This window comes from Mycobacterium sp. 155, from assembly GCF_000373905.1.
Lineage (GTDB): Bacteria > Actinomycetota > Actinomycetes > Mycobacteriales > Mycobacteriaceae > Mycobacterium.
Genome location: NZ_KB892705.1, coordinates 3,678,158 through 3,693,118, shown reverse-complemented (window position 1 = coordinate 3,693,118; position 14,961 = coordinate 3,678,158). Strand labels below are relative to the sequence as shown.

Genomic DNA, 14,961 nt, shown 5'->3' with positions numbered 1-14,961 from the left:
GCCACCGACGTGGCATGGCATGCCACCGGAGGTGAACACGGGCCGGTTGATGGTCGGTGCCGGCCCGGTGCCGATGCTTCAGGCTGCGGCCGGCTGGGAAGCCATGGCGGTGCTGTTGGAGACGCAGGCCGATGAGTTGGCGGCGGCGCTGGCTAATCTCACCTCGGTGTGGAGTGGGGTGGCCAGCGAACGTGCCGTCGCGGCGACAATGCCGATGGTGATGTGGTTGCGCTCCACCGCATTGCAAGCGCAGAAGCGGGCATTGCAGGCCTCGGCTCAGGCCAGTGCATATTCGGTCGCATTGGCCGCGACTCCGCCTATTCCGGAGATCGAGGAAAACCACATCACCAATGTCGTCCTCAATGCCACCAATTTCTTCGGGGTCAACACCGGAGCCATCGCCGCCAACGAGACGGACTACGTCGTGCGGATGTGGAACCAGGCGGCGGGCGCGATGGACGCCTACCAGGCCGAGACGGCGATGAACGTGCTTTTCGAGCCGATGACGCCGATGACGCCGATCGTCATGCCCGGAGTGGGCGAGACGGCCGCGGCCGCGGCGTTGGCGTCGACGGCTCCCCGCGCCGCCGAGGGTGCGCTGCGAAATTTGGTGATCGAGCAGGCCGGCGCGACTGCGATGATCGAGTCGGTCGGTTTGATCACCGGCCGCACGGCAGCACAGATAAATCAAGGTGAGCAGCGCGCGGTGGGTGCCGCGCAGAATGCGCAGAATTCGGGTCAGCAGACTCAGCAGAGTGAGCAACCCGCGCAGCAGGGCCTGCAGCAAGGCATGCAGATGGCGATGCAGATGGGATCGCTGGTCGCCCAGCTCCGGCAGCAGTTCGCACAGATGATCCAGAGCCCGATGCAGAGCCTTACCCAGCCGCTGCAGCAGGTGACTCAGATGGTCAGCCAGTTCAGCAGTATGGGCGGAGACCACGACAAGGGCATCCAGATGGGGCTGCTGAACGCGATGCCGTTCTCGAACCATCCGATGGCTGGAGGCACAGGCCCGAGTTCAGGTGCGGGCCTTGTCCGGGCCGCCTCGCTGCCGGGCCTCGGTGGCACCGCACCGCGGACCTCGCTGCTGTCAGATCTGCTCGGGCCCACCGAGGAGACCAAGATCCCGGCCGCGACAGGCGCCTCGTCCAACGCGACAGGAGGTTTGGCCCCGGTCGGTGGCGGTGTCGGCCCGATGATCGGCGCAGCCAAGGAAAAGAAGGAAGGCGAGTCGACGAAGCAGGGTCTGACCGCCGCGACGCCGCTGACATACGACCGGTCGGAAGACGAAGACGACGACTGGTGAACGGTTGCACCACAAGACTTCCCGGCCACCGGGTCGGAAGACTCGCCATACCCATGGTGGGGACACAAGGAAAATAAGGGGTATCCAGCATGGCAATGAATACAGACGTTGCCGTCCTCGCCAAGGAGGCCGGCAATTTTGAACGTATCTCCGGTGAGCTGCAGAGCGTCATCGCGCAGGTCGAGTCGACCGGCAGCATGCTGGCCAGCCAGATGGTCGGGCAGGCCGGTACCGCAGCCCAGGCTGCGCTCGCACGGTTCCACGAGGCCGCTGCACGGCAGGTCCAGGAGCTGAACGACATTTCGCAGAACATCCACCAGTCGGGTGTCCAGTACAGCTCGACCGATGACGACCAGGCTTCCTCGCTGTCCGCGGCGATGAACATCTGACCTAGAGACCACAGAGAAACGGAGAATCAGACATGACGGAACAGGTTTGGAATTTCGCCGGTATCGAAGGCGGAGTCGGTGAGATCCAGGGTGCCGTCAGCACCACTCATGGACTGCTCGACGAGGGCAAGGGCTCACTCGCCGCGCTCGCCTCGGTGTGGGGTGGCTCGGGCTCGGAGGCCTACCAGGCTGTTCAGACCCGTTGGGACAACACCTCAAACGAGTTGAACACAGCGCTGCAGAACCTTGCGCAGACCATCAGCGAGGCCAGCTCGACCATGGCGCAGACCGAGGCTGGCGTCACGGGCATGTTTGCCTAGCACAACCATGTACGCGTTTGTGGGCGGGTAGGCTGCCCGACTAGGCCAGGCCTCACCCGCCCACTGCGTGCGCCTCGGTGCGGACAGCTGAATATCTTTATTTGCACTATTCTGAGGGGACCCCATGTCGGCCGACTATGACCGGCTCTTTCACCCGTCGAACCCGGGTGAACCGGTCGACGATGCCACGATCACCGTGGACCGAGATGCCATTCTGAAGGCCACGGCGACACCGCCGCCGATGCCGACCGGGGATTCCGGATCCAGCGATTCACCGTCGGCGTCGATGCCGGTGGCACCACCGCAGACGCAGATGCAGGCCTCGGCTCCGCCTCAGCGGCACGCTGAAGCGCCGCCGCCCATGCCGCAGATGCCGCCGCCGTCAGCACCGCAATGGCCGCAGAACGCGATGTTGCGTGCACCGCAGCAGCAGATGCCGGCGGGTGCTCGCTACGAGCAGCCGTACACGCTGCCTGGGCCGCCCGCCCACATGGTGCCGGGACCGGCGCCGTCGCAGTTCCCCGACTACGACCCCGAGATCAGTGGGGCATGGCGTGCGGGACAGGCTATTCCAGTACCCGCCCAGCCCGCCCAAACTTCCGCCGCAACCATGGGCAATCACCGCGCGATCGACGCGTTGTCGCACGTCGGGGTGAAGACTGGCGTGAAGATGCCGTCGCAACGGGGCTGGCGGCACTGGCTCTACCTCATGACCCGCATCAATCTCGGGCTGTCGCCTGACGAGGTCTATGAGCTGGACCTGAATAACCGGATTCGCCGTAACGCGCGAGATTCCTACCAGATCGGCATTTTTGGTCTCAAGGGCGGTGTCGGCAAGACTGCGGTCACGGTTGCGCTCGGGTCCGCGATGGCGAAGATCCGCGGTGACCGCATCCTGGCCATCGACGCCGATCCCGATGGAGGCAACCTCGCCGACCGTGCCGGTCGGCAGTCCGCGGCGACCATCTCCGATCTGCTGTCCGATCAGGAGTTGTCGCGCTACAACGACATTCGTGCGTATACCAGCATGAACTCGTCCAACCTGGAGGTGCTGTCCTCCGAGGAGTACAGCGGCGCTCCCCGCGAGTTCAACGACGACGACTGGCAGGGTGCGACCTCGATCGTGTCGCGGTATTACAACCTGGTTCTGGCGGACTGTGGTGCGGGCCTGTTCCAGAGGGCATCGCGTGGCGTGCTCTCGACGGTGTCGGGCATGGTGATCGTCGCGAGCGCGTCCATCGACGGTGCCCGGCAGGCGGCCATCACGATGGACTGGCTGCGCCAGAACGGATATCAGGATCTGCTCGGGCGCTCGTGTGTGGTCATCAACCACGTCACCCCCGGCCGGCCGAACGTCGATGTCGATGACCTTGTGCAGCAGTTCGAGCGGCATGTGCCGCCGGGTCGGGTCATCGTGTTGCCGTGGGACAAACACATCGCCCAGGGCACCGAGATTCAGCTGGGCCTGCTCGGCGATACGTACCAGCGTCGGATCACCGAGCTGGCCGCGGCCCTGTCCGATGACTTCGACAGGCTCGAACGCCGTTGACCGCCACCGCCGCTGCCTCAGACACCTCCAGTGTGACGCCCGGGCGCCCGGCGACAACGCGGGTCACTGTCCTCACGGGTAAGCGAATGACCGACCTGGTGTTGCCTGCTGCGGCGCCTATCGAGACATACATCGACGAAACCGTAAGTGTCCTGGCTGATCTGCTGGAGGACACCCCGAAAGACGTGTTGGCCGGGTTCGATTTCAAAGCACAGGGTTCTTGGGCGTTTGCGCGGCCAGGGGCGCCGCCGCTGAAAGCCGATGAGTCCTTGGACGATTCCGGCGTGGTCGACGGGTCGCTGCTGACTCTGGTGTCGGTGAGCCGCACCGAGCGGTACCGGCCGCTGGTCGAGGACGTGATCGATGCGATCGCTGTACTCGATGAGTCGCCGGTGTTCGGCCGCGAGTCGCTGTACCGTTTCGTCGGGGTTGCGATCCCGGTGGTCGGGCTGGCGATCACGGTGATGTCGGTGGTGACGTGGAGCCTGACCAGCCACGGTTGGTGGTGGCCGTTGGCGCTCGCGATCTTCGGTCTGGGGTTCTTGGGCGGAAGTGTGTTCGCGCAGAACAACTACGACAACACCAACCTGGCCGAGAGTCTGCTGCTCGGCGCAGTGCCGGCACTGGCCGGCGCCGCCGCGTTGGCGGTCCCGCTCCCCGACGGCGTCACCGGTTTGGGAGCTCCGCAGGTCGCTGGGGCCGGCGCTGTCGTGCTGTTGTTGACTTTGGCCACCCGCGGCGGCCCGCGAGGCCGGGCGGAAGTCGCCTCGTTCCTGGCAATATTGGCCCTCGCTATCACGGGGGCCGCTGTTGCGTACGGCTACGGTTCGAGCAACTGGGTGCCGGTGGGCGCGATCGCATTCGGACTCATCGTGGTGACCAACGCCGCGAAACTGACCGTGGCCGTAGCCCGTATTGCATTGCCACCTATCCCAGCTCCCGGTGAAGTCGTCTCCAACGACGAGCTGCTCGACCCGGTTGTTGGACCGGACGCGGCCGAGGAAGAAACCTCCACCTGGCAGGCAATCATCGCTTCGGTGCCGGAATCGGCTGCACGCCTTCAGGAACGCAGCCTGCTGACCCGTCAGTTGCTGATCGGTTTCCTGTCCGCGGGCGCTCTGGTGTTGTCGGTCGGCGCCGTTGCGGTTGTGGTGCAGGGGCATTTCTTCATCCACAGCCTGATCGTGGCCGGCCTGGTGTCGCTCGTCTGCGGCTTCCGGTCTCGGCTGTACGCCGAAAGATGGTGCTCCTGGGCCCTTCTGGCGGCTGCCGTGATCGCCCCGACGGGCGTGATGGTGCGGCTGTGCCTGTGGTACCCCGAGAGTGCCTGGCTGGTGCTGGCGATCTACACCATTGTGGGTGTCGTCGCCTTGATTGCCGTGGGTGCCACAGACGGCGTGCGCCGAGTTTCCCCGGTCACCAAGCGCATCCTCGAACTCATCGACGGAGCCGCGATCGCGGCAGTTATTCCGCTGCTGCTGTGGATCGCCGGCGTGTACGACCTGCTGCGGAATCTGCGGCTGCACTGAGGGCTTGTCACTTTTTGCCGGCCTGTTGAGAATTCGTGCGCCGCGGAGGTAGTTCTGTGGCGACTTGGTCGCAGGGGTGGTTGCTGCCTCGAAATCGACGAAAGTGTTGTAATCCTGGTGCAATGACAACGTTTTCGTTGATCTCCATGACTGTGGTGGCGGTGACCTGATGCCAGGACCTTTCTATTGGGCACACGGTCTCGAATTTGGCGTCATCGGGGGTGGCGTTGCTCCGGTAGCATCCACCGCAGGGATTTGAGGACGGGTGGGTTTTTGCATGGGAATGTCATGTGCAGGGCCGGCCGGGTGAGGTGGGTGGCGTGTGACTGAGACCTTGCGGATCGATACGGATTTGGTAAGGGACGCCGGCAATCGGTTGTCGGCTATTGCGGGACAAATTCCGTCGCCGCCGACAGTTACCCCAGTGACAGGTGCAGACGAATTGTCGACCACCATTTCGAGTCAGATCACGAAAGTGGTTGACCCGGTGTTGACGCAGCTGCCCGAGGTCAAGGACGCGTTTGCGGCGTATTCGGGCAACGTGACGAGTGCAGCGTCGACGTATCAGACTACGGATGAGCAGATTTCTCAGGACATCAAGCGGAAGCTGGGAGTCCTGGGAGATGAGTCCAGCAGCTCCCACCCCTCAGGAAGCGCTCCTGGTATGCCAGCTTCGGCTCACAGCGCGGCCGATCCGGCAACACTCGCGCAGGGTGCTTGGCCTGCTGCCGGCGACCAGGGGATGGGCCAAATAGGCCAGATGATGCAGATGGCTCAGCAGGCTGCGCAGGTTCCCGGGCAAATGTTGGGCAGCGTGAGTCAGTTGCCACAGCAGGTCACGCAGGGTGTGCAGCAGATCGTGGAGGCGGCCAGGAGCCGGGGCGACGGTCAGGATGCCGATAAGGCCGACGCCGGTCAAGGCGCCAGGCAGGACAAGCAGGGACCCGATGCCGAGCACAAGGGCAACGACTCTGGTCAGGCGGCGTCGCCGTCGGCCGGCGCGCATGGCGGGACTGGCGAGGCGAAAGCTCCCGTGCAGCATTCGCAGGCTGCGCCCGCCCCAGGACCCAGTGCTGGTGAACGAGCGCCGGTTAATCCGTCTCCGGCTGCGCCACCGCGGAATGCTGCGGATCCAGCGCGTGATGTGTGAAGTCGTTGTTGATGTATCGAGTGCTTCGAGGGGACGCTGAATGACGTTGCCACCGCCACCATCGGGTAACCCCGGGCCGCCGCCTCAATTCGGGGGCGGTGATCCGTTCGGAGCGCCGCAGTACCAGGCGCCACAGTGGCAGCCCCCGCAACAGCAGCCGCCAGCGTGGGCGCCCAATCCTGGTGCACAGCAGCCGGGACTACCACCGAAGAAGCGGGGTAACGGCTGGAAGTGGGGTCTCGGCGGGGTAGCTCTTCTTGCGATCATTGGTGTGACCGCTGCGATATCCATCTCGGTGGTCAAGGGCAATGAGGATGGCGGCAAGACCACTCAACCCCCGACATCTGGTGCGTCGCAATCACCGACCGCGTCGAATTCCGACATCGCCAGCGCGAACGACACCGGCCCCGCGACCATCATTACGGAAGACCCTACTTGTGCGGCATGGGGACCGATAAGCAACGCTGAATCGGCGGCCGAAACAAGGGCTGGTTGGGCCGATCACGACCACACGATTCCGTCTGCCGATTGGACTCCCGAACTGCGTGAAAAGTACGAGACGGTCAGTAGGGCGATGAGCACCTCTGCCGACCAGGCAATTGCGTTAGCGAAAAAGACGCCCCATCGTGTGATGCGAGAGCTATACGAACAGTATATCGCCTACGCACGAGCATTTGCCAATTCGCTGACCAACTATACCGCTGCAGATAATTATTTGGCTAATATCGCAGTCCATTCAGGTGTTGCCATACTGTACATATGCGAGGCAATCAGCTACAAGGCGGCTGCCTCACGCGCCCCGCTTGTCCCGGATCCAGCGCCACCGACTGAGGTTTCCAAGGCAGTCGATCCCCAAAGCCCGCAGCGCTTCATGAAGTCACGCGACGAGACTTGCTCCGAGTGGCAATCGCTATCGGATGCATTCGATGCAGATACGAAGGCGTGGGGCAACTTAGATCCAAACCATACCGCTGAGAATTGGGATTCTGATGAGCGCACAATTATTGATGCGGTTGTTCCTGTCATGAAGAAATATGCGGACGATATAGAGAGTTTGGGGCGCAGCAGTAGTAACCCGACGATTGCGGACTTCTCAGTGTTGGCCGCGCAGTATTGGCGTGCTTACGTTGCGGCGTTGCCGGCATACGTAAAGGCGGATTTTTACCTAGCTCAGGTCGGCAAACGGTTATCGCAGATCACAGTCCAGGCGTGCCGCTCGTTCGGGGCATAGGATAAAGGACGGTGACGTACTTGATATGAGCATCCAGAAGCCGGACGATCCGTACGGTATGGCTGCTCCACCTGCGTGGCCAGAAGCCGACGAAGATGCGCTCGAAACTCTGTCGCAGACCTTTAAGAACGCGGCAAGCACTGTTCGGAGACAGGTGGAATCCACCCAGCACGAGCAAGCAATGATGTTTGCTGGTGCTGCACTGTGGTCCGGTGCAGCTGCAGGCGCCGCGCACAGTGCTCTCGGTCAACGCATAACTGATCTCCAGAATTTGGCGACTGAGCTTCAAGCCGCTTGCGATTTGCTCCACGCCTGCAGTGAAGCGGTTAAAGACGCCAAGAAACAGATATCTAACAACGTGGAGAGCGCCAACGAAGATATTGGCTCAGTCAAAGGTGACGAGAATATAGAGGACGACGATAAGAAACGCTATATCCAACAGAAAATTCAAGATACCAAAAATACTAATATTGCTCTGATTCAAGCAGAGGCGAAGTTTATTTCGGGGGCACAATCCAAACCAGATCTTGCTCATTACGAGGTCAAGCGCGACCAGGGCAGTAGAAATATTACCCGCGTGAACAACCTCATGAATAACGGCGCCCCGACGTTGCCCGTGAACAACATTGCTGGTACTCCGCCTAACCCAAGTGCAACCAACCCGGGTAAAAATCCATCGCCCGGCGCCGCAGTGCCGGGCGACGGTGAGCCGGCGTTGCCTGTGAGCAACATTGCTGGTACTCCGCCTAACCCAAGTGCAACCAACCCAGGCAAGAATCCTGCTCCGGTTGCACCGGTGCCTGGTGAGCCAGCATTGCCAGCCGCCAATGTCTTTCCTGAGCCGGTTGCAACCACGCCACAAATTCCTTCCGTGCCAGGCGCAGGCAGAACGCCGCCTCCGCCACCTACTCCCGCGACTGGTTCCCCAGTACCAGGACCTGCGGGAGCGCCCGGCGTACCGAGACTGGACAGCCCTGGCTCGCCCGGTATTCCTTCACAGATAACCCCTCAGATGATGGGCAGTACAGGGCAGCCGTTGACTCCACAGCAGCAGCTCAACGACTTCACAAGGGCAATGAGCAACGCAGCGCAGCAGGCGCCCCTGAATCAGCCATTCGCGGGGCCGCAGACGGGTGGGCTGGGTCCCTCGTCGGCGCCGGTGAATCCGGCTGCCTCGTTGCAGCCGCCACCTTCTGCTCCGGCCGCACCGGCGGATTCGGCACCTGCTGCGCCATCCGGTGGAGGAGCGAGTCCGTCTGCGCCGCCGGTGAATTCGAATCTCAACGTGGCCAGTGGACCGACGCCAAGTATGCCGTTGGGTCCGGCGCCGTCGCTGCCGACAGCAGGAACGCCAGCACCGGGGCCGATGGGTCCTGCCGTGGCGCCGGCATCGACATCGTCGAACGCATCGTCGAATGTAGCGCCTGCACCTGTACCCGTGACGGCAGCTCGGGCGGAACGGGATGCTATCGCGGCTGCTCAAACCGCGAATGCTTTGCGGCGCAAGCAGGCTGGCAATGACCCGTTGCAACTCGCACGGCGCATCGCGGCAGCCCTGAACGCGTCGCCGTCAATTCCCAAGTACGGGTGGGGCTTTGTATGGGCTACCGGTCTGACCGTCGATGGCGGCATCCTCGTCGCCAATAGCTATGGAATCGCCTACATTCCCGACGAGGTGAACCTGCCCGAACAGGTCCGCATGGTCAGTGCCGATGAGTCGATTCCAGCATCGGATCGGGCGAAGTGGGCGACCTACCCGTTCCTGGCATTACAGGACTGGGCACAGCATCAGGGTGTTCGATTGCAGGCGGTCGTCGGTACGCAGGAACAGCTGACGGGTATCGATCCGGGTGTGACCAAGATGGTCCTGGACGAAAGCGATATCCCGGAGGATGGCCGCATGCAGGGCCGCAGCCGGTTGGAGATCATCGCACCGGATGCAGCGGCGATGTTGGCCGCAACGAGTGACAGTGGGTTGACCGAGCTGTTGCCGCCGAGACCTGCCGATGACACAGCACCGGCCGATAAATCCCAGTCGTTGTGGCGTGAGCTCCAGAAGCCGTTGATGCGCACCACCGAAGGTCGCGAGGTCGCGCATCTGGAGGCCTTCATCAATTACGCCAATCACCAGGGGGAACTGGCGTTGCACCGCGCTCACATAGCGAGCAGTCCCGACGAGCAGCGTGCAGCGATCGCCGATTGGGTGTATTGGCAGCACATCAGTGTGCTGATCAGCGATAGCTTGGTGCCAGCGGGATAACACTGCTCGGAACTTGAGCGTATCGATAATCTCGAATTAGTTGTGTCCGAGGCTATCTCGGATCGGCTGGAGCTATTCGTGTTGGGTGAGGGCGGCGACTGTGTGGTCGAGTCGTTCGCGGTCGGCGGTGATGGAGGCTGATGCTTGGGTGGTGGCTTTGTGGAGTGCTTCGTTGAGGCGTTGTTCGACGGTGGCGGCGCCTAGGCGGAGGAGGCCTTCTTCGATGAAGACGGATTTGAGGTGGTGATGTCCGTTCAATGTCACTTCGACGGTGTTGGTTTCGTCTGCGGCGGTGAAGGTTTCGGTGTTCATTTTGTGTAGTTGGTCGTCCATGAGGGCTTGCAGTTGTTGTGCTTTTTGTAGGACTGCGGCGACTTCGGGGTGCATGCCGTCGGTCATGAGGACTCCTTTCCGTCTTCCTTGCGGCGTCGTTGTGGGTTTTGGCGTCCGATGACTGGTTCGGTGTAGGCGTGGTCTTCTACGTAGAGGTCTTCGTCGGGGGACAGGTTGGGGTCGCGGCGTTTTTCTTTACCTTGGTGGCCGCCGCCGTGGCCCATGCCACCCATGCCACCGCCGCCCATACCACCACCAGCGGTACTCGTGGGAGCAGTGCCAACAGGCACCGGGCCGCGGGCGGATGCTGCTGCGGCGTCAACGCCGCTCGGGGCTGTTCCCAGCGGCGCCGACGGCGCGCCGCCTCCACCAGCACCGCCACCGCCTGCTCCGCCATCGCCGAGACTGGCCGGTTTCAGGTCGGGCTCTTTAACTTTCGGCAGCGGGGGCTCAGCGTCTCCCAGTCCACCCGGCATCCCACCGGCAGGAAACCCGCCGGTGCCCGCAGGTGAACCACCGCCGGCGGGCGACCCGCCTGCACCGGATGGCGAGCCGGCCCCGGATGGACCAGCCGACTGCGGCTGCTGTGCTGCCATGGCTGACGCAGTATCTCGGGCGGAGCCGGATTCATTGGGCGAAGTCGAATTCCTGCCACCAACACCGCCGGTCTTGTGGGCCTCGCTGCCTCCGGGCTTGTCGGTCTGCCCGCTCGGTTTGCCGCGAGGAACATCGTCCGGTTTCACCGGAGGTGTTGAGTAGCCGCCTTGTGGGGGTCCTTCTGGTCGAATCGGAGAGATGTCGAGGCCGTTGGCGTACCGAGTTAGTGTTTGGGTGGATAGCTCCTGTTTCATCTGGTAGAGCCGACTCCAGGAGTCACCGTCTTGTTCGTTTTCGACAGATTCGACATCCATCTCGGTCGGGTGGTTGGGCTGTTCCGAGTAATGCGTGTCGACAAGCTTCTGTATCTGATCGTTTACTTTGCCGCATGCCGGCGCCAGCGTGTCGAGCAGCCACGACTGATGTTTGCGGAAAGCAGCCTCGGCCACCTCGGCTGAGGCGCCCTCCCAGTGGGTGTTGTCCAGGTTGTACAACTGGGCGCGCTCGCCGATTGCGGTCTGCAGCTTCTGAATCTGTTCTTTCAAGTCGAGCAGGCTTCGGCCACCGTCGGAGGTGTTGATGGCCTTGGCGGCGGGTTCCCAGTCGGGATCGTCGTCGGGGGCCGGTGCCGGCAGGCCGGTGCCGGCGTAGGTCATCGCAACCGACTCGGCATCGAATTGGGGTCGCGGCTGGATCGATTCGACACCCGTCGGAACGCCACTGTCGACCGATCGAGCTTTGGCCTCGTCAACTATCCGATAGGCATCAGCTGTGGCATGAAGACACGCGGCAAGTCGCTTCGCCTCGGCGTTTCCGGCGGCAACCGCAGTTCTCAGGTTCTCCAGTGAAGCGGCAATGATTGCTATGGCTTTCCGCGCCATCTGGAGTTCGCACGGTGTGTCCCCAAGGCTGGGTATCTCCGGCACGGTCGGGAGGTCCGCCTCTAGCGCACTGGCTTTCGCGTCCAGGGTCTCTGGCGTCACTTTGACGAATGACTGTTCGCTTGTCATGGCATCCCCTCTGACTGTTGCAATGCCAGCTGATAACGGTGTATCGCCCCGGAGGGAGTCTCGGATCGGCTGGAGCTATTCGTGTTGGGTGAGGGCGGCGACTGTGTGGTCGAGTCGTTCGCGGTCGGCGGTGATGGAGGCTGATGCTTGGGTGGTGGCTTTGTGGAGTGCTTCGTTGAGGCGTTGTTCGACGGTGGCGGCGCCTAGGCGGAAGAGGCCTTCTTCGATGAAGACGGATTTGAGGTGGTGATGTCCGTTCAATGTCACTTCGACGGTGTTGGTTTCGTCTGCGGCGGTGAAGGTTTCGGTGTTCATTTTGTGTAGTTGGTCGTCCATGAGGGCTTGCAGTTGTTGTGCTTTTTGTAGGACTGCGGCGACTTCGGGGTGCATGCCGTCGGTCATGAGGACTCCTTTCCGTCTTCCTTGCGGCGTCGTTGTGGTGCTCCAGCGACACCATCGTTGGGTGTCGGCTGCGGACCGCCGTCTGCCATGGCGATCCCCCTACTGTTCCAGCGCCATTTGATAACGGCTCTCTTCACGCGGATTGATCAGCTGGATCGGCAGCTGCCGGTGCCGGGGTGTATCAATAAAGTTGGGCCGCAAGATGACTCGTCCGACTCCCTGATGCGGGCCGAGGTAGGTCGTGGCATGGGGCCAGGCCACCCGGGGCACACGTCCGACTCGGCCGTTGATCAACGACGCGAACTCGCGGAACTGTGGGCTGAGTGTGATCACCGCACCGGCGGCTGCCGAACGGATCAAAAACTGGGTGAAGAGCCGCGCGTCACCGAGGTTGATGCTGACATCGATGTTGTCGAACGGCATGTACACCGGGTAGCGGTCGGCGGTCTCGCCGATAAGCACACCGGCCGATCCGATCGGGATTTCGTAGTGCTTGTCGGCCACCGGGCTGATGCCCTGCAGCGCCGCCCGCTGGCCACCGAACAGACACGAAAACCCGCGCGGAGTGGTGGGATTGGCCAACGTTGTCAGCAGCACCGTGTTGATCGGCGCCATGCCGGGAATGACCCGCACCCGCGTGGTGGTGTGATCGGCTCGTGCCGACCACCACACGTCAGGGCCACCCGGAGCACTGTAGGCAGCGGTAAAAGTACTGCGGCCCTTGATGACCGACCAGGCTTCCTGCTCGAAACTGATTTCAGTGGCCTTGTCGTAGTCATCGAAGCTGCGGCAGCATTGGGCGTCGATCCCATGGCTGGCCAGTTGATCGGCGATTCGCGTCGTCGACGCCACCAGATACCGCGCCAGGCCCGACACCCCCGAGTCGCGTCGCTGCGCAGAACGTTGCGTCGTATCGGGATTCGCGCGCAACACAACCCAGGTACGCCGGTTCGCTGGCGCAGGGTAGGGCCCCACCACCTGCTCGTAGAGCGCCACCAGACTGGCCGGTGCTGTGCGGCCCACTCGATGGCCGGACGATACGATGTCGGCCTCAAGGTCAGGGCAGTGCGCGAGTAGCAGATCTTCGACGAGCTTGCTGCTGACGATGTCATCGGTAACGGCTGTGCCGTTGACGATCACCGTCGGGGTGAACGGCCGTGGCACCAGCTCGATCACGGAGATCAGATACTCGCCCTGCCACCGCACCGCGACGTGATCGCCGGGCAGCACGGTCGAGCCCACCGCAGGCTCGGATGCCGGATCGGGGGTGGTGCGGTGCCGCCGGCGCCAAGAGACGACGGCTGCGACCCAACCGGTGAGCCGTCGCCCGCGGATCGTCAGCATTGAGAACACCGCGGCGAGCGCGGCGAGCGTGATCCCCAACCACAGCAGGTGGAAGTGCAGGCAGAGCGCCACGCACGCGGGGATCAGTGCCGCAGCCCAGATGGCGTGGCCGGTGCTGAACCGAAAACCGAACTGGCGCAGTATATTCATCGGCGTCGCCTCAATGCGCGCCGAGCCATGGCGCCGACGCCGAGGACGAAGGCCAAGCCGACACCGATGGCGACGACGATCGTTATCGGCCCACGGTCCGGCGGTGGGATGTGCACCGGCGGCGGCACTTCCTTGACCTGCATGGGGGCATTGGCCGGGCCGCTGGGGATCTCCCACGTGAGCGCGGCGACGGGGTCGATGACCCCGGCCCCGACATAGTTGTCTACGCCACCGCCGGGATGCCGGGCAGTGGCGGTGATCCGGTTGATGATCTGCGCGGCGGTGAGATCCGGGAAGCGCTGCTTGAGCAGTGCAGCTAGACCTGACACGTAGGCAACCGAAAACGACGTTCCGAACAGGGGTTTGGGACCGTCCTGGTCGGCGACGGCGTTGACCGGCTGACCGTCGTACCCGAGCGCGGTGAGGTTCTCACCGGGTGCTGCGGCACCCACCCAGGGACCGGACATCGAAAAGTTGCTTGGCTGACCGTTCTCGGCGATGCTGCCGACGGTCAGGACCATCGGGTCATACCAGGCGGGGCTGACGATGGTCTGAACTTTCCCCCATCCCCGGGGATCGGAGGGAACCGATGGGTCTGGCGGCGGGTTCTGCGTGCAGTCGCCGCCGGTGTTTCCGGCGGCCACCAAGATCACCACATTCTTGACACTGACCGCGTAGTTTATTGCGGCGCCCAGAGTTGACTCGTCGATACGTCGGGTGACTTTGTAGCAGGCGGCCTCACTGATGTTGATCACCTGCGCCCCAATGTTGGCGGCATGCACGATGGACCGGGCCAGGCTGCGGATCGACCCGGCGGTAGGGGTGTCGTTCGGGTTGTTCAGGTCCCGCTGAGCACCCTTGGGCTGGAACATCCCCGAGGTCTGGCGCAGCGACAGGATTCGGGCATCGGGTGCGACACCGACGAAACCGTCGGTGGGTGACGGGCGTCCGGCGATGATGGACGCGGTCAGGGTTCCGTGGGCATCGCAGTCGGACATGCCGTTGCCGCCGGCGTCGACGAAATCACCGCCGGGTTGGGCGGGCACGCGTGGCGAACCGTTGACGCCGGTATCGATGACGGCCACAGTTACCCCGGCGCCCGTTGCGAACTTCTGCGCGTCGGCGATCCGGAGGTAGGTGTTCGCCCACGGCTTATCTGCGAAGTTCGAGTTCGGCATGACCGTGGGGCCCTTGCACTCGTAGCGCTGCTCGGTCGGCTCGTCGGGACCTAGTTGATCTGGCGGAACTGCGACGGGATCGATCACAGGCGGATCGATGGCCCAGGCCGGCGGTGCACTGAACATCGTCAGCAACACCGCAAGCACCACGACGGCTAACCGCTGCACGCCTCACGCACCCCCTCGACGGTAGATTCGTCTGCCGTGTGCTGG

At 63.1% G+C, this 14,961-nt stretch carries 13 protein-coding genes; 8 read left to right on the top strand and 5 right to left on the bottom strand.

Going from position 1 to position 14,961, the window contains the following annotated elements; all coding sequences use genetic code 11:
• Positions 1–19: 19 nt before the first annotated feature.
• The 8 genes from B133_RS0117575 (at position 20) to B133_RS24490 (ending at position 9,734) form a co-directional block, all read left to right on the top strand.
• Positions 20–1,306: a PPE family protein gene (locus tag B133_RS0117575; protein WP_018602895.1), complete on the top strand. Its 1,287-nt coding sequence runs from the start codon at positions 20–22 to the stop codon at positions 1,304–1,306.
• Between the two features lie 89 nt (positions 1,307–1,395).
• Positions 1,396–1,695, top strand: a complete 300-nt coding sequence (locus tag B133_RS0117570; protein ID WP_018602894.1) for a WXG100 family type VII secretion target — start codon at positions 1,396–1,398, stop codon at positions 1,693–1,695.
• A 32-nt stretch (positions 1,696–1,727) separates the two neighbouring features.
• The gene (locus B133_RS0117565; RefSeq protein ID WP_018602893.1) at positions 1,728–2,015 is read left to right on the top strand and encodes a WXG100 family type VII secretion target; all 288 of its coding nucleotides are present in this window, start codon (positions 1,728–1,730) and stop codon (positions 2,013–2,015) included.
• Between the two features lie 124 nt (positions 2,016–2,139).
• Positions 2,140–3,564, top strand: a complete 1,425-nt coding sequence (locus tag B133_RS0117560; protein WP_018602892.1) for a MinD/ParA family protein — start codon at positions 2,140–2,142, stop codon at positions 3,562–3,564.
• Positions 3,561–5,093, top strand: coding sequence for a type VII secretion integral membrane protein EccD (gene eccD / locus B133_RS0117555; protein ID WP_081618249.1), 1,533 nt, complete (start codon positions 3,561–3,563; stop codon positions 5,091–5,093). Before B133_RS0117560 ends, eccD begins: the two co-directional genes overlap by 4 nt.
• Before the next feature lie 424 nt (positions 5,094–5,517).
• On the top strand, positions 5,518–6,243 hold the full coding sequence (locus tag B133_RS0117550) for a hypothetical protein (RefSeq protein ID WP_018602890.1): 726 nt from the start codon (positions 5,518–5,520) through the stop codon (positions 6,241–6,243).
• A gap of 271 nt (positions 6,244–6,514) precedes the next feature.
• Positions 6,515–7,474 carry a hypothetical protein gene (locus B133_RS23855; RefSeq protein WP_232423318.1) on the top strand — a complete coding sequence of 320 codons (960 nt, stop codon included), beginning with the start codon at positions 6,515–6,517 and terminating at the stop codon, positions 7,472–7,474.
• Between the two features lie 25 nt (positions 7,475–7,499).
• Positions 7,500–9,734 (top strand): hypothetical protein, encoded by a 2,235-nt coding sequence (locus B133_RS24490; protein WP_157625912.1) that lies wholly within the window; start codon positions 7,500–7,502, stop codon positions 9,732–9,734.
• Between the two features lie 72 nt (positions 9,735–9,806).
• Here B133_RS24490 and B133_RS0117520 read toward each other — a convergent pair whose 3' ends face one another.
• From B133_RS0117520 to mycP, 5 genes are all read right to left on the bottom strand, one after another.
• The gene (locus B133_RS0117520) at positions 9,807–10,133 is read right to left on the bottom strand and encodes a YbaB/EbfC family nucleoid-associated protein (RefSeq protein ID WP_018602880.1); all 327 of its coding nucleotides are present in this window, start codon (positions 10,131–10,133) and stop codon (positions 9,807–9,809) included.
• Positions 10,130–11,674 (bottom strand): hypothetical protein, encoded by a 1,545-nt coding sequence (locus B133_RS25210; protein ID WP_018602878.1) that lies wholly within the window; start codon positions 11,672–11,674, stop codon positions 10,130–10,132. Before B133_RS25210 ends, B133_RS0117520 begins: the two co-directional genes overlap by 4 nt.
• A gap of 75 nt (positions 11,675–11,749) precedes the next feature.
• A complete protein-coding gene (locus B133_RS0117510) occupies positions 11,750–12,076 on the bottom strand; it encodes a YbaB/EbfC family nucleoid-associated protein (RefSeq protein ID WP_018602876.1) in 327 nt (108 codons plus the stop codon).
• A gap of 99 nt (positions 12,077–12,175) precedes the next feature.
• A complete protein-coding gene (eccE, locus tag B133_RS0117505; RefSeq protein ID WP_018602874.1) occupies positions 12,176–13,570 on the bottom strand; it encodes a type VII secretion protein EccE in 1,395 nt (464 codons plus the stop codon).
• On the bottom strand, positions 13,567–14,874 hold the full coding sequence (mycP, locus tag B133_RS0117500; protein WP_369751499.1) for a type VII secretion-associated serine protease mycosin: 1,308 nt from the start codon (positions 14,872–14,874) through the stop codon (positions 13,567–13,569). The genes eccE and mycP overlap by 4 nt, the downstream gene beginning before the upstream one ends.
• Between the last annotated feature and the right edge of the window lie 87 nt (positions 14,875–14,961).

Coding starts and splice junctions, on each gene's coding strand:
- B133_RS0117575 (WP_018602895.1), top strand. CDS start 20: ATGCCACCGGAGGTGAACACGGGCCGGTTGATGGTCGGTGCCGGCCCG.
- B133_RS0117570 (WP_018602894.1), top strand. CDS start 1,396: ATGGCAATGAATACAGACGTTGCCGTCCTCGCCAAGGAGGCCGGCAAT.
- B133_RS0117565 (WP_018602893.1), top strand. CDS start 1,728: ATGACGGAACAGGTTTGGAATTTCGCCGGTATCGAAGGCGGAGTCGGT.
- B133_RS0117560 (WP_018602892.1), top strand. CDS start 2,140: ATGTCGGCCGACTATGACCGGCTCTTTCACCCGTCGAACCCGGGTGAA.
- B133_RS24490 (WP_157625912.1), top strand. CDS start 7,500: ATGAGCATCCAGAAGCCGGACGATCCGTACGGTATGGCTGCTCCACCT.
- B133_RS0117520 (WP_018602880.1), bottom strand. CDS start 10,133: ATGACCGACGGCATGCACCCCGAAGTCGCCGCAGTCCTACAAAAAGCA.
- B133_RS25210 (WP_018602878.1), bottom strand. CDS start 11,674: ATGACAAGCGAACAGTCATTCGTCAAAGTGACGCCAGAGACCCTGGAC.
- B133_RS0117510 (WP_018602876.1), bottom strand. CDS start 12,076: ATGACCGACGGCATGCACCCCGAAGTCGCCGCAGTCCTACAAAAAGCA.
- eccE (WP_018602874.1), bottom strand. CDS start 13,570: ATGAATATACTGCGCCAGTTCGGTTTTCGGTTCAGCACCGGCCACGCC.
- mycP (WP_369751499.1), bottom strand. CDS start 14,874: ATGTTCAGTGCACCGCCGGCCTGGGCCATCGATCCGCCTGTGATCGAT.